Annotated in this window: 13 protein-coding genes; 1 reads left to right on the forward strand and 12 read right to left on the reverse strand. The window is 66.4% G+C overall.

The window, feature by feature from the left end:
- Positions 1 to 99: 99 nt before the first annotated feature.
- Genes VFP86_09255 through VFP86_09280 form a run of 6 tightly spaced genes read right to left on the reverse strand, consistent with a single transcriptional unit; the run spans position 100 to position 5,159 of the window.
- Positions 100 to 390 carry a DUF2277 domain-containing protein gene (locus VFP86_09255; protein HET8999818.1) on the reverse strand — a complete coding sequence of 97 codons (291 nt, stop codon included), beginning with the start codon at positions 388 to 390 and terminating at the stop codon, positions 100 to 102.
- Between the two features lie 32 nt (positions 391 to 422).
- Positions 423 to 1,157, reverse strand: coding sequence for a class II aldolase/adducin family protein (locus VFP86_09260; GenBank protein ID HET8999819.1), 735 nt, complete (start codon positions 1,155 to 1,157; stop codon positions 423 to 425).
- Positions 1,158 to 1,163: 6 nt separating this feature from the next.
- Complete coding sequence (locus tag VFP86_09265; protein ID HET8999820.1) at positions 1,164 to 2,477, reverse strand: M24 family metallopeptidase; 1,314 nt, start codon at positions 2,475 to 2,477, stop codon at positions 1,164 to 1,166.
- On the reverse strand, positions 2,468 to 3,508 hold the full coding sequence (locus VFP86_09270) for an ABC transporter substrate-binding protein (protein HET8999821.1): 1,041 nt from the start codon (positions 3,506 to 3,508) through the stop codon (positions 2,468 to 2,470). The genes VFP86_09265 and VFP86_09270 overlap by 10 nt, the downstream gene beginning before the upstream one ends.
- 35 nt (positions 3,509 to 3,543) lie before the next feature.
- A complete protein-coding gene (locus tag VFP86_09275; protein HET8999822.1) occupies positions 3,544 to 4,308 on the reverse strand; it encodes an ABC transporter permease in 765 nt (254 codons plus the stop codon).
- Positions 4,305 to 5,159, reverse strand: coding sequence for an ABC transporter ATP-binding protein (locus tag VFP86_09280; GenBank protein HET8999823.1), 855 nt, complete (start codon positions 5,157 to 5,159; stop codon positions 4,305 to 4,307). The genes VFP86_09275 and VFP86_09280 overlap by 4 nt, the downstream gene beginning before the upstream one ends.
- Positions 5,160 to 5,342: 183 nt before the next feature.
- Here VFP86_09280 and VFP86_09285 point away from each other — a divergent pair, with 183 nt between their 5' ends.
- Positions 5,343 to 6,428 (forward strand): hypothetical protein, encoded by a 1,086-nt coding sequence (locus VFP86_09285; GenBank protein ID HET8999824.1) that lies wholly within the window; start codon positions 5,343 to 5,345, stop codon positions 6,426 to 6,428.
- A 65-nt stretch (positions 6,429 to 6,493) separates the two neighbouring features.
- Here VFP86_09285 and VFP86_09290 read toward each other — a convergent pair whose 3' ends face one another.
- The 6 genes from VFP86_09290 to VFP86_09315 all read right to left on the reverse strand — a co-directional run bounded on the left by VFP86_09290 (position 6,494) and on the right by VFP86_09315 (position 13,167).
- Entirely contained in the window at positions 6,494 to 7,375 is an 882-nt protein-coding gene (locus VFP86_09290) for an NAD(P)-dependent oxidoreductase (GenBank protein HET8999825.1), read from the reverse strand.
- A 38-nt stretch (positions 7,376 to 7,413) separates the two neighbouring features.
- A complete protein-coding gene (locus VFP86_09295; GenBank protein ID HET8999826.1) occupies positions 7,414 to 8,175 on the reverse strand; it encodes a creatininase family protein in 762 nt (253 codons plus the stop codon).
- 329 nt (positions 8,176 to 8,504) lie between these two features.
- On the reverse strand, positions 8,505 to 9,383 hold the full coding sequence (locus tag VFP86_09300; protein ID HET8999827.1) for an ABC transporter permease: 879 nt from the start codon (positions 9,381 to 9,383) through the stop codon (positions 8,505 to 8,507).
- Positions 9,376 to 10,299 (reverse strand): ABC transporter permease, encoded by a 924-nt coding sequence (locus VFP86_09305; GenBank protein ID HET8999828.1) that lies wholly within the window; start codon positions 10,297 to 10,299, stop codon positions 9,376 to 9,378. The genes VFP86_09300 and VFP86_09305 overlap by 8 nt, the downstream gene beginning before the upstream one ends.
- 57 nt (positions 10,300 to 10,356) lie before the next feature.
- Positions 10,357 to 11,958, reverse strand: coding sequence for an ABC transporter substrate-binding protein (locus VFP86_09310; protein HET8999829.1), 1,602 nt, complete (start codon positions 11,956 to 11,958; stop codon positions 10,357 to 10,359).
- Between the two features lie 174 nt (positions 11,959 to 12,132).
- Positions 12,133 to 13,167, reverse strand: a complete 1,035-nt coding sequence (locus VFP86_09315) for a DUF4931 domain-containing protein (protein HET8999830.1) — start codon at positions 13,165 to 13,167, stop codon at positions 12,133 to 12,135.
- Positions 13,168 to 13,206 lie beyond the last annotated feature (39 nt).

Below are 13,206 nucleotides of genomic sequence, written 5' to 3' on the forward strand. Positions count from 1 at the left end.
ACGCCGATTCGATCCAGCCGGTGCGCTGGAGGTTCGCGGTAGGTTAGTGCATCAACGGGTTGGCAGCGTCACAGCCCCAACGCGGCGAACCGATTGCTCTTAGTTCTTATTAGAAGAGGTCGCAGCGCCGAATCTCTCCGCGGCCCGAGCTTTCGCTTTTGCCGCCTCCTCTTCTCGGTTCTTCGCCGGCGCGTTGGTGTCGAGCGAACAGAGCAGGCGAGTCGAAACGCCGGCGATTTCGTCCACTGCAGCCTGGAACGCGCCTTCGTTTGCCTTCGACGGTTTCGAAAACCCGCTGATTTTTCTCACGTACTGAAGCGCCGCGGCCCGAATTTCCTCGACCGTGGCGGGTGGATGGTAATTGAAGAGCGTTCTGATGTTCCTGCACATTGGAGCTGCTCCTCCTCGAATAGGCCGGTCCGCTAGGACACCGCCCACACGGCCTGCAGCAGACCGCTCGCCCGGCCCCGGCCAACGTAATAGGCCCACAACTTGGCGACGTGGCGGTTCCGGTCGAATGCCCGCAGGAAGCCGGCGATCTCATCCCTACTCAACGGAACGACCGGCCCGAGCGCGGCGGCCCGGTACATCGCCTCGGCATTCTCGACGAAATGCACGCAATCGACCAATACGGCCGGCACCGACTCCGCCGTGACCACCTGGCCGTGGGCCCGCAGCAGCATGGCGTGATGCTGCCCGAGAGACGCCGCCGCGGCGCGGCCCCGCGCCGGAGTGCTGACATGGCTCGGGTCGGGATGGATCGGGATGCCGTCCGCCCACCGCGCCGCGTGGTTCTTGATGGGTCTGAGCGGGATGCCGTCGACCAGGGTAAACACGGTCGCGACGTCATCGTGGAAATGCGCGACCGCGTGCACGTCACCGCGGGCACGAAAGATCTCGCAGTGCAGATGAACTTCCGCGGGCGGCCGCAGCCCCGCGGGGCCGGTCTCTACCGAGCCGTCGAAGTCGCAGATCAGCAAGTCGTCGGGTCCCAGATCGGCACGGCTCTGGTCGAAGGATTGAACCAGGAGCGCTTCCCGTCCAGGCAACCGGGCGGCGAGGTGGCCGCTGTACCCCAAGATCCCCAAATCGTTGAGGAGCAGCGTGCACGCGGCGACCTGCTCGCGCAACCTCCGCTCGATCGCCTCGGCCCGCACGTCCGTCTACGCTTCGGCAACCATCAGGTCGAGCGGCACCTGAGTCCCCAATCGCTCGTTGCCCGAATCTGTGATGATGAACGTGTGGCCGAAGAAGAGCCCCAGCAATCCATCCGGGGTGATCGGGTTGGGCTCGAGCATCAGGGTCATTCCGGGCTTCATGACCTTGTCCTCCGGATCGGCGTGAACGGCCTCGACCGAGACGTCCGGGGCGTGGCTGACCAGGTCCAGGCCATGCAGGATCGTGGGGCGCGATTGGTACCCCTTTTGGCGGAAGAACTGTGCCTTCTCGCGCAGCCCCTCAAACGAATTGCCGGGGCGGAGCTCCGCCGCCAGCAGATTGAACCCAGGGAGCACGACCTCGTCGAACATCCGCCGCACCTGATCCGTCGGAGCACCGACGCAAATGGGCACTCCCACTTGAGCCGTATATCCCTCATAGCCTGCCGCGAGTTCGTTGAGGACAAGATCTCCTCGCTGCAGCCGGCGGGCGGACGGGCGTGGGCTCCCGAAGACCATCCGCGGGCGATCCATGGGCGTCGACCCGATGATCAGGAAGTCGATCTCCCCGCCCCCTGCGAGGATCGCGTGAGCCGCGGCGGCCTTGAGGGCGTACTCCGGCACCCCCGGCCGCGCCGCCTCGACCATCGCGAGGGTCGCGGCTGCGCACAGGTCGCCCGCCCGGCGAACCCGCTCCAGTTCCTCGGCGCTCTTCATGACCAGGAACTCGTGGAAGAAGTCGCCGACGAACTCCATCCGCGCCGCCGGGAGCGCCTCGGTCAGCGTTCGGTACTGGTTCACCGGCAGGTAGTCGCCGTACCGGGGATCGATCACCGTGATGCCCAGCCGTCCCTCCTCGAGCTGTAACTCCCGGATCCGCTCCACGAGGATCTGGGCGAACTGCCCCCGCCCGGCCGGCCGCACGTCCTTCACCGCGACGGCGCGGCGAATCGCCTCGATGTGCGTGCCGCCCATCCCATACAGCAGCGTAGGGTCGCCCTCGCGGGGGACGAGCAGGTAGAGCGTGAGCGCGTGCCATTCCCGGTGATTGGTCAGCCAGAACAGCCCGCTTCCGTAGGACCAGTGATTCGGCCCGCCGCAGACGATCAGGCCGTCGAGCCCCATCCGGTCCATCTTGGCCCGGGTCCGCTCGTACCGGCGGCGGTACTCACCCTCGGAGAACCGCTCATACACGGCATCTTCGTAGTACGGGGTGCCCCGCATCCGGGCAAACGTCGCGCCCTGGTCGAGCGTGGATCGGATGGCGTCAAAGCCGGCGTCCTGCACTCCCGCGCCTCCCGAGTCGTTGATCACTGCCACCGCGCATCCCCGGTCCACCGGCCCAGCTTCGTCATCGTCGCGGTGATGAAGCCCAACTGCACGACCTGATCGTAGGTCGGCTTGATATCGGGCGTGATCGTGCCGATCCGGGTCTCCTCGTCCAGGCCGGCCTCGACCACGCTCTTCTGCAGTCCCTCGTTCACCGGCCAGATGCCCCGCGCCGCCAGCACATCGTAGGTGCGTCCGACAATATCCCGGTCGAACTTCGTGTACTTGACGCCGATCTCGACCGTGCGGTCACGGTTCTTGTAGATGAACCGGTTGGCCTCCACCAACGCCGACACGGCATCCTGCAGCAGCTTGGGGTCACCCCGCATCACGTCGCCGGTGGTCACGTAGGCGGCGTACCACCCTTTGGGAAGCACGTCGGAGAGGTAGGCCAGGACGTGCAGCGAGGGTTTGACTTTCGCCGCCTCAAACACCTGGTCGACGTGGATGACGAACGCATCCACCTGGCCGGTCGCGAGAGCGGGGACCCGCGAGCCCGTCGCGATGCTGACATACTGGACGTCCCGCGGCGTGAGGCCGCAGGTCTGCATCACCGCCCTGGCCATGGTCTCGGCATAGGCCCCGACACCGCCGGGCGTCCCGATCTTTTTCCCGCGCAGGTCTTCGCACCGCTTGATCTCGGCCTGGGCCACCATCGCCACGGGGTGTTTCGTGGCGTACGTCGCCACGGCCTTAAAGTCCCCTCCGCGCGCGGCCGCCGCGATGAACGGGGGGACGCCGGGGGCCGCGAGCTGAACCTCGCCGCGTCCGCCGATGAGGGCGCGGAGCGCAGCCACGCCGCCTTCGAACGTAAAGATCTTGACCTCGATGCCGTACTTGGCGAAGATCCCCGCATCCAGGGCCACCCACGGCGGGATGTGGACAAGATTGGGCGGGGTCGTCGGCATCGCCAGGCCCAACACCCGCAACTTCGGCTGCGCGGCCGCCATCCCGCCGAGCCCGGCGATCATGGCGGCGATAGCGATCACGGCGATCAGATGCCCCATCCACGTTCTCGACATGTGCGCTGCCCCTCCCGGAATGTCGTGTGTGCCGGTTACTCGTGCTGGGCCACGTGCAGCCACGGCGCGAGCGACCGCTCGATTCTTCGCAGCAGGCTCGTCAGGCCGATCCCGAGGACCATCAGCACCACGATCGGCACAAACAGGCGGTCCGTGCGGAAGTTGTTGGCGTACTGCACGATCATGTACCCCAAGCCGGTGATCGCCGTGTAGAACTCGGCGACGATCATCCCGACCAGTCCCCGCCCGATGCCGAGCCGGATCCCTGCGAGGATGTACGGCGCGGCGGACGGCACCATGAGGTCGCGCCACATCGACCATTCGCCGGCGGAGAAGGAACGGGCGACCTCGAGCAGCTTGGCATCGGTGTTCTTGACCCCCTGGAAGGTGTTGATCAAGATGGGAAAGACGCAGAAGAGGAAGACGAGGATCACCTTGGCCTTCACCTGAAACCCCGCCCACAGGACGATCAGCGGGATCAGGGCCACCGTCGGCGTCGAGTACAGGGCGTTGATGTATGGCTCCAGCGCGTACTCGACCGCGGCCCGCCTGCCCATGACGATGCCGAGCGGGATCCCGATCGCGATCGCGAGCCCCAGCCCGAGCGCCAGGACCACGAGGCTGCCCTGGAGGTAGAACCACAGCTCCCCGGTGCGCGCGAGTTCGACGAACGCTCTCGCGATCTGTGACGGATACGCGAAGATGACCGTATGGATCGTGCGGCCGTAGATCTCCCAGGCTGCCAGCCCGACGAGGACGGACGCGACTCGGATCACCGCGGGAGAGACCACCCCCCTCATGATGGCGCCGAGCCCGCCGTCACTTCCGGCCTCAACTGGTTCCAGATATAGCGGCGAAGGACCGCGTACCGGGGAGACGCGCGCACGGCCTCGGGATCGCGCGGCCGCGGGATGTCCACGTCGAGGAGTTCTTTGATGCGGCCGGGCCGCTGCGTCATCAGGGCGACACGGTCTCCCAGGATGATCGCTTCATCGATGCTGTGGGTGACGAACACCAGGGTTTTCCGCTGGATCCGCCAGAGCCGAAGCAGCTCCTCCTGCATCACCTCGCGCGTCTGCGCGTCGAGGGCGCCGAACGGCTCGTCCATCAGGAGCGCGCCGGGGTTCACCGCAAAGGCGCGGGCCAGCCCCACGCGCTGCTGCATCCCGCCCGACAGCTGATAGGGGTAGTGTCGCTCGAAGCCCGTGAGGCCGACCAGCTCGATACAGCGCGCGACGGTCGCCCGGCTCTCCTGATCGAGCCGCTTCCGCACGCGCAACCCATAGGCCACATTGTCATACACGGTTTTCCAGGGGAACAGCCCGAAATGCTGAAAGACCATGGCGACGTCCCGCCTGGGGGCGACGATCTCCGTCCCGTCGACGAGCACCCGCCCGCTGTCGGGGCGGCTGAGCCCGTCGATGATTCGGAGGAGCGTCGTCTTCCCGCACCCGCTCGGCCCGATCACGCAGAGCACTTCGTTTGGACGGACCTCCAGCGTGCACTCCTGGAGCGCCGCCCCCGCGCCCTGCCGGAAACTCTTGCACACCCGCTCCACGGCGATCCGGGGCCCGGCGGGGACGGCCGCTTGGCCGGGGACGGCCGCGGGGTCTAGGCGGGCTTGATCCTGTATCATGTGCGTACGTTGCACGTTCGCGCGCCGCGCGCCCCGCTCCTGTACGCCGCCCCGTGCGCCGTTCGCTCTGGGAGGGCGCCGCCGGCGCAGGCGGTTTGACGATCCGTGGAGAAAGGGTCCGAGCCCGGGCCGTGCGCGCGGAGGCGATCTGCGCGTGGACGCCCCGGAGACCCGGGACCGTTGCGTGAGGAGGTCGGTATGGAGTCAGTCAGGCAGTCTCTGTCCGTGCGTGCGCACCGCGCCCGCTCCCTGCTCTCCGCGGCGGCGGGCGTCATCGCGGTGTTCCTGCTCGGCCTGCCCGTCATCGGGGCCGACGTTGCGCTGCCGCTCCCGAACGTGGACATTCCGCCCGCCAAGGGGAAGACGGGATCCTTCGACATCATCGAGATCGACCAGGCCGCCCACTTGATGTACGTGGCCGACCGGACGACCGGGGGCGTGGACATCTTCGACATCTCCACCCCCTCGGCCAAGTATCTTCAGACAATCGCGACCGGGAGTCCACCGAACGGTGTGTCATTGGCCAAGAATGTGAACAAGGTGTTCGCCGGGACCAACGACAGCAACATCGCTATCATCGACATCAACCCCGCCTCCTCCACCCGTAACACCGTGATCGCCCGCCTGTCGTCCGGTGGCAAGAAGCGGGTGGATGAAATGGACTATGACGCCAAAGACAAGAAGCTCTACGCGGCCAACAGCGACGACGGATTGGTCACCTCGGTCGATGCCGTCAAGAACACGATTATCAAGCAGTTCAAGAATCTCGGAGAGGGTCTCGAGCAGCCGCGCTACAACGCGGCCGACGGCATGATGTACATGACGAGTTCCGACCAGAACGCCGTCTACCAATTCGATCCGGTGACGGACGCGCTGGTCGGGAAGCACAATGTCGGGGCCGACTGCGACCCGAACGGCCTGGCGATCAATCCGAGGACAAACCAGGCTCTGCTGGGATGCTCGAACAAGAAAACCCCGATCACAGTGCTGTGGGACTTGAAGACGCACGCGGTCATCGCGAAGTTTGACCAAGCCGGTGCTGGGGATATGGCATTCTACAGTCCAAAGACGAACCTGTGGTTCTTCGCGGCGTCCAACTTTCCCAAGGGAGCAGCCCTCGCGGTCTTCGGCGGGTCGCCGGTCCGCTGGCTCGCCAACCTGCCGACGGCGGTGGGGAGCCACGCCGTCGCCTTCGACGAGACGAACCACGTGATCTACACCTTGGACCAGCGCCCGAACAGCGCCGGGCTCATGGCGTTCTGGTTGCCTGAGATCCCGAAGTAACCGGGTCGGGGCCGGGCCGGTGGCATCGAGCCGCCGGCCCGGTTGGTGTGTCCGCGGGACGAGGGCTACCGCGGGAGGCCGGCGAGCCGGGCCAGCGCCTCGAATACCGCAGCGCAGTCCTTGTGCTCGAGCCCCATCGCCCGCGCGGCCGTCAGGAACTCGTTTCCGAGCGAGGTGGTGGGCAGGGCGACGTCGAGCGCCCGGCCCATCTCCAGCGCCAGCAGCATGTCCTTCTGCATCATGTTCACGTCGAAGAGGACCTCTTCCGGGTCCCGGAGCACGAACGGACCGCGGTACCGGAGCATCGGCGAGGCGAGGGCGCTGTTCAGGAGGACCTCGACCGCGGTCTCGCGCCGGATCCCGCCCTTCTCGGCCAAGAGCACGCCCTCGCTGAAGGCCAGCATCTGCGCTGTGAGGTTCAGGTTGGTCGCGATCTTCATGAGCGCCCCCTGGCCGTGACCGCCGACGTAAGTGACCTTGGGGCCGATGTCCAGCAGGATCGGCGTGACCGCATCGCACGTCGCCCGCTCTCCGCCCACCATGAACGTCAGCTTCCCTTCCCGGAGGCTGACGGTGCTGCCCGACACGGGGGCGTCGAGCATCTTCCCCCCACGCTCGGCGACCCGCGCCGCGAGGTGCTTGCTCGCCGCCGGGCTGACGGTGCTCATGTCGACGTAGATCTTGCCGGGGCCGAGACCCGCCAGGATCCCGTCGGGCCCCTCCGTCACGGCGTGAAGCGCCGGAGTGTCCCTCACCATCGTGAACACCACGTCGGCGGCCTCGGCGACCGCCCGCGGCGTCTCCGCCCACGTCATCCCGCGGTCGAGTAGGGGCTGGGCTTTGGCCCGCGTCCGGTTGTAGCCCACGACCTTGCGCTTCGCCGCAAGGAGCCGCCCGACCATGCCGCTTCCCATGGAGCCGAGCCCCACGAATCCCAGCGTGCTCACGGCCTCCGCTCCTCTCGGTCCGTCCTCGGCGGCGCGGGTCAGCCCGCGAGAACGCCTTCTTCGATCATCCGGGCCACGCGCTCGATCCGCTCGTTGAACATCTTCTCGCCCAGTTCCGCGGTGGAGCCGCGCGCATCCCCCAAGATCCCGGTGGGGCTCATCGTGTCCATCGGCGGCGGTACCTTGGAACGCCAGCGGATCGACGCGTCGCCGACAAACCCCTCGCACGCCTTGGCCATCTGCACGAGCTCCGGGCGGTGCGCCAGCATGAGCGACGTCTCGCCCTGGGCCGCGTGCACCCCCAGCCGGGCCATATCCAGCCCCTCGCGGGCGGCAAACTTCTTGGTGCTCTCCAGCCACTCGTCGAAATCGGTGATCGTCGAGATCCGAATGTCCCGGTGCTCCTCGCGCAGCCGCGCGAGCACGCTCCGGATCGCGCGGTAGTTGCCCCCGTGGCTGCAGAGGAGGATGATCTCGCGGAACCCGTGGTGCGCCAGCGATCGGCACACGTCGACGATGATGGCTTCCAGGGTCGATTCCTCGATGCTCACCGTGCCGGCCATCGGGAGGTGCCCGACCGAGTACCCGAGGGATACCACTGGCGCGACGAGAGCGTCCCCCAACCGCCGGGCCAGGCGCTCACCGGTCGCGTAACCGAGGTACGTATCCGTGCCGATCGGCAGGTGGGGACCGTGCTGTTCCATCGCCCCCAACATGACGATGACGCGTCGCTTTCCCGAGGCGATCGCGTCGGTCACCTCGGGCCAGGTCATTTCCTCGATCAGCACCGTGTCTTTCATTGGTCTGTGACCTCCTCTTTGCGGCTCAGGTCCCGAATGGCAGGCGCACGAACCTTCCCAAGCGAACTTCGTGGCGAACGGCGCGGACTCCCGCGACCTGGCGCCCCATCGGAGGTGATTCCTCATCGTGGCGTCGCGCAGAAAAAAGACGAGACGGATTCAGCGTCCGGCACCGAACGTGGATCAGCAGCGCCCGGCGAATCCACCGGTGCGGGGCCGGCCTCTGTCCGAGGCGGAAGAGAGAGCCAGAACCCAAGTCGCCAAGATGGAAAAGCGACTCAGAAAGTTGGTCTCGGGCCGCGATCGCGGCCCGAGGTGATGGCGGTCCCTCAGATTCGCAGTCTGGGGTCGAGGACGTCCCGGAGGCCGTCGCCGAGGATATTGACGCCCAGGACCGTGAGCATGATCGCGATCCCGGGAAACGTCGAGATCCACCATCCGTCCCGGAGGTAGTCCCGGCCCTCGCTCAGCATCCGGCCCCACTCGGGGGTGGGCGGCTGGCTCCCCAGGCCGATGAACGAGAGGCCGGCCGCGGCCAGGATCGCGGTGCCCATCCCCAGAGTCGCCGCGACGATGATCGGCGCCACGACGTTCGGGAGGATGTGCCGGATGAGGATGGTCGAGATCGGCACGCCGACGACCCGGGCGGCTTCGACGTACAGCTGTTCTTTGGCGATGAGCACCGATCCTCGGACGAGGCGCGCGTAGAACGGGATCGCAGAGATGCCGACCGCGATCATGAGGTTGCGCAGGCTGGGCCCGAGCACGCTGACGATCGCCAGCGCCAGCAGAACGCCCGGGAACGCCAGCATGACGTCGATGAGCCGCATGAGGAGTCCGTCCACCCTCCCTCCGTAGAACCCGGCCACGAGGCCGACGGCGGTCCCCGCGGTCGCGGCGATCCCGACCGAGATGAAGCCGATGGTGAGCGAAATGCTGGATCCGTGGATGACCCGGCTGTAGACATCCCGGCCGTACTGATCCGTGCCCATCCAGTGGACTTTGTCGGGCGCGCGAAGTGCAGCCGCGATGTCGATCTTGGTGGCGCTTTGGGGCGCGAGCACGCTCTGACCGAACGCGATGAGGATGAGCACCATGACGATGCCCATCCCCGCCATGGCCCCCCTATGCCGGCGCACACTCGGCAGCATGCGCGCCCACGAGGAGCGAGGTGCCCGCGGGGCGATCGGAACGGCCATCTCAGCCATAGCGAATCCGCGGATCGACCGCGGCGTAGATCACGTCCACCGCGAGGTTGATCAGCACATATCCCAACGCCACGAAGAGCACGATGCCCTGCACCAGCGGAAAGTCTTTGTTCAGGATCGCGCCGACGAGGAGCCGGCCGATCCCGGGCCGGCCGAACACGGTTTCAATGAAGACCGTCCCGGCGAGTAACTGGCCGAACTGCAGCCCGAAGATCGTGATGATCGGGATGAGCGCGTTCTTGAGGCCGTGGCGCAGCACGACCCCCGGGCTCGCCAGCCCCTTCGCCCGCGCGGTGGTCATGTACTCCATCCGCAGCACCTCGAGCATGCTCGAGCGGGTGAGCCGGGCGATGATCGCCGCGGCGCCCAGGCCGAGGGCGAGGGCCGGCAGCGGGAGGTGATCGAGCCCGCCCCCGCCTGTGGCGGGCAGCCACCCGAGGTGCAGGGAGAAGGCGAAGATCAAGAGCAGGCCAAGCCAGAACGAGGGCATCGAGACGCCCACGAGAGCCACCAGCATCGAGCCGAGATCCATCCACGAGTTCTGGCGGACCGCGGCGACGATGCCCAACGTCATCCCGACGGCACTGCTCAGGAGAAGGGCTGCGATCGCCAACTGCATGGTGGACGGTGCGACTTCGATGATCTCGGTAGTCACCGGACGCCGGTCGCGAATCGAGTCTCCCAGATTACCGTGCGCGGCGTTCCAGACGAACCGGCCGTACTGCACGGCGAACGGCTCGTTGAGATGCAACTGGGCGCGCATCCTCGCGATCTGCTCCGGATTTGTGACGAACTCGCTCAACATCATCTTGACCGGGTCGCCCGGGATGAGGAACAGCATCGAGAACACGGCGAGGGTGACGCCGAAGACGACAGGGACGGTGACGAGAAGCCTCGCGGATATATATCGGGTCACGGCCTGCCTCTGGAGAAGACGGGGCCGGGGCCGGTGAGACCGGCCCCGGCCGGGCGATTACTTCGCGAGGGACACGTCGGTCAGGATGGGATACGCGGAGTAGTTGTAGGCGGTGCCCTTGACGTTCCCCCGCATGATCCAGACCGAGAGCTCATCCACCAGGGGCACGGTGACCGCCTGATCGACGAGGATTTTCTCGATCCGCAGATAGATCGCCCGCCGCTTCGCGGGGTCAAACTCCACCTTGCCCTCGGTGATCAGCTTGTCCACGTCGGCGTTCGAGTAGCATGCCCAGTTGAAGTTGCTGTGCACGGTCGCCGAGGAGAATAGTCCGTACATCACGTTGTCCCAGTCGACGGATCGAAGGAACAGCACAGGTCCGTTGGTGGCGCAGTGGTAATTGTCCTCGTACCACGGCGGCCTGGCCTGGCTCTTGATCCTCGCATCGACGCCCAACTGGAGCAGCTGCCCCTGCAGCAGCTCGATCTCCGGCAGGTTGCCGGCGCCGTAGTTGATCGAGTTGATCAGGATCGTGAGCGGCTTGCCGTCCTTCATCCGGACGTTGTTGGGCCCCAACTTCCAGCCGGCCTCGTCGAGGAGCTGGGCGGCTTTCTGGGGATTGTACGCATACTGTGCGCACAACGCCGGAGCGGGCAGCATCGCCTGGGTGACAGGGGCGCAGGCCGCCTTGCCGAGGCCCTTATAGACGGACTCGATGAACGCCGCCCGGTTCACCCCATAGTTCAGCGCCTGGCGCACCTTGAGGTCGTTGGTCGGTGGGATCGTGACGTTCAGCACCCAGATCCGCGGCGCCCCCGGGTAGGGAGTGCGCTCTACCCTGAAGTTCTTGTCCTTTTCTAGCCGTGCGAGGGCCGGCGCCGGAAAGTTTATGGTGCTGACCATCTGCGTTTCCCCAGATTCGACTGTCGCCGTCCGGGTCCCCGGCTCGGGGATGATCTTGAACACGATCCGATCGAGGGGGGGTGGCCCCTGGCGATCGCTCCAGGGCGCCTTGCGGTTGTAGTCGGGGTTGCGGGCGATCGTGATGTGATCCTTCTGCGAGTACTCGGTCACGAGAAACGCCCCGCTGCCCACCGGTTTCTGGTTGACCGCGTCGCCCTGCGTTGGCGTGGTCTTCGGCGAGATCAGCGCGAGGGTTCCGCCGCTCGCATAGACCAGGAATGGCGCGTTGGCTTCCTTGAAGCTTACTTGAACCGTGTAATCATCGATCACTTTGGAGCCCGCGTATCCGATCAGCGCGAGCAGCGCCCCGCCCGCTTTGAAGTTGGGGTCGACGATCCGGTCGAAGTTCCACTTGACCGCCGCGGCGTTGAGCGGTGCCCCGTCGCTGAACTTGACGTCCTTCCGGAGGGTGAAGGTGTAGGACTTCCCATCCGGGGACACCTTGTAGGCGGTGGCCAGCCAGGGCACGACCTTGCCGTCTGTCCCCTGGTACATGAGGTTCTCCATGACACTCGAGGTGATCTGGTACGTCACCGCCGAGGGTGAGGCGTGGGGGTCGATCGTCGGCGGCTCCTGGTCCAACCCCACCGTGAGGGTGCTGCCGGGGGTTGGTGCGGCTCCCGCCCCCGTGCCGGCCAGCGCCAGCACGAGAACGGCGACGGCCGCCGCCCACCACGCGCGTGGTTCAGTTCGCATCACACATCCCTCCCCTGAATGCGCATAGGACGCACCGGCCCTTTGGATGGATAGGCAAATGCGGCGAGTTCACGCTGTGATCGAGATGTGGCGACCGCGTGCTCCGGCGCGGGGTCGCAGGACCCCACTTTGGGATTCGGCGAAAACGGCCAGGCCCCTGGTTCCGGGCTCGGGTTACTCGGTCGGCGCCGGCTGGGTCGCGGGGACGGGGAAGACCGCTTCGCGCAGATACCGGGCCGCGTCCTCCGGAGGGACGGTGTTGATGTAAAAGCCCGACCCCCACTCGAACCCGGCCACCTGGGAGAGGCGCGGGATGATCTCGATGTGCCAGTGATAGAAATGGCCGACCTTGGTATCGTACGGGGCGGTGTGGATAATGTAGTTGTATGGGGGGTTGCTGAGGCATTGGTACAGGCGTCCCAGCGTCTGGTGCATGATGTCGGCGAGGGCAGCGATCTGATCGTTACCGATGTTGCCGAAGCTGGCCTCGTGACGCTTTGGCACGACCCAGCATTCAAATGGGCACCAGGCGGCAAATGGGGCGAACGAGAGGAATTCGTCGTTCTCCCACACGACGCGGAACCGCCCCTCCGCTTCCTGCTTGAGCACGTCGCAGTACACGCAGCGTCCTTCGCGGGCGAAGTGCGCCTGGGCGCCTTCGAGCTCTTCCGTTGCCCGCTTCGGCACGATCGGCAGCGCGATCAATTGGGAGTGGGGATGGCTCAGCGAGGCCCCCGCCGGCCGCCCGTGGTTCCGAAACAACAGGAGGTACTTGAAGCGGTCGTCTCGGTCGAGGTCGCGATATCGTTCCCGGTACATCCAGAACGCCGTGCGGATCTGCGCCGGAAGCATGGTGGCGGGGTGGAGCGCGTGTTGAGGGGTCTCGATGATGACCTCGTGGGCGCCCAAGCCGCCCATCGTCTCGAAGAGGCCGTCGACGGCCACCTGCGCCGTCCCCTCGATGCGCAGCGCCGGAAATTTATTGGCGACGACGCGGACTTCCCACCCGGGTGAGTTGGGAGCCGTCCCGGGACGCCGGACCGCGGCGATCTCCGGTGGCGTCCGCCCCTCCTGTCCTTCGCAGAACGGACAGGACGCGGAGTGGTTTTGCAGCGGCTCCCCGGGCGGGAAATCGGTCGGGCGCGCCGCGCGCTCCGTGGCAATGATTACCCACCGGCGGGTAATCGGGTCCTTCCGTAGCTCAGGCACTGCGCCACCACGTCCTTTCGCCGTTCCTCATCCTAGGTG

The organism is bacterium, assembly GCA_035703895.1.
In the GTDB taxonomy this organism is placed as follows: domain Bacteria; phylum Sysuimicrobiota; class Sysuimicrobiia; order Sysuimicrobiales; family Segetimicrobiaceae; genus Segetimicrobium.

What these genes read in the sequence shown, in the direction of transcription:
- VFP86_09275 (HET8999822.1), bottom strand. Translation starts at nt 4,308, where the DNA reads ATGAGGGGGGTGGTCTCTCCCGCGGTGATCCGAGTCGCGTCCGTCCTC.
- VFP86_09300 (HET8999827.1), bottom strand. Translation starts at nt 9,383, where the DNA reads ATGGCTGAGATGGCCGTTCCGATCGCCCCGCGGGCACCTCGCTCCTCG.
- VFP86_09295 (HET8999826.1), bottom strand. Translation starts at nt 8,175, where the DNA reads ATGAAAGACACGGTGCTGATCGAGGAAATGACCTGGCCCGAGGTGACC.
- VFP86_09285 (HET8999824.1), top strand. Translation starts at nt 5,343, where the DNA reads ATGGAGTCAGTCAGGCAGTCTCTGTCCGTGCGTGCGCACCGCGCCCGC.
- VFP86_09310 (HET8999829.1), bottom strand. Translation starts at nt 11,958, where the DNA reads ATGCGAACTGAACCACGCGCGTGGTGGGCGGCGGCCGTCGCCGTTCTC.
- VFP86_09270 (HET8999821.1), bottom strand. Translation starts at nt 3,508, where the DNA reads ATGTCGAGAACGTGGATGGGGCATCTGATCGCCGTGATCGCTATCGCC.
- VFP86_09255 (HET8999818.1), bottom strand. Translation starts at nt 390, where the DNA reads ATGTGCAGGAACATCAGAACGCTCTTCAATTACCATCCACCCGCCACG.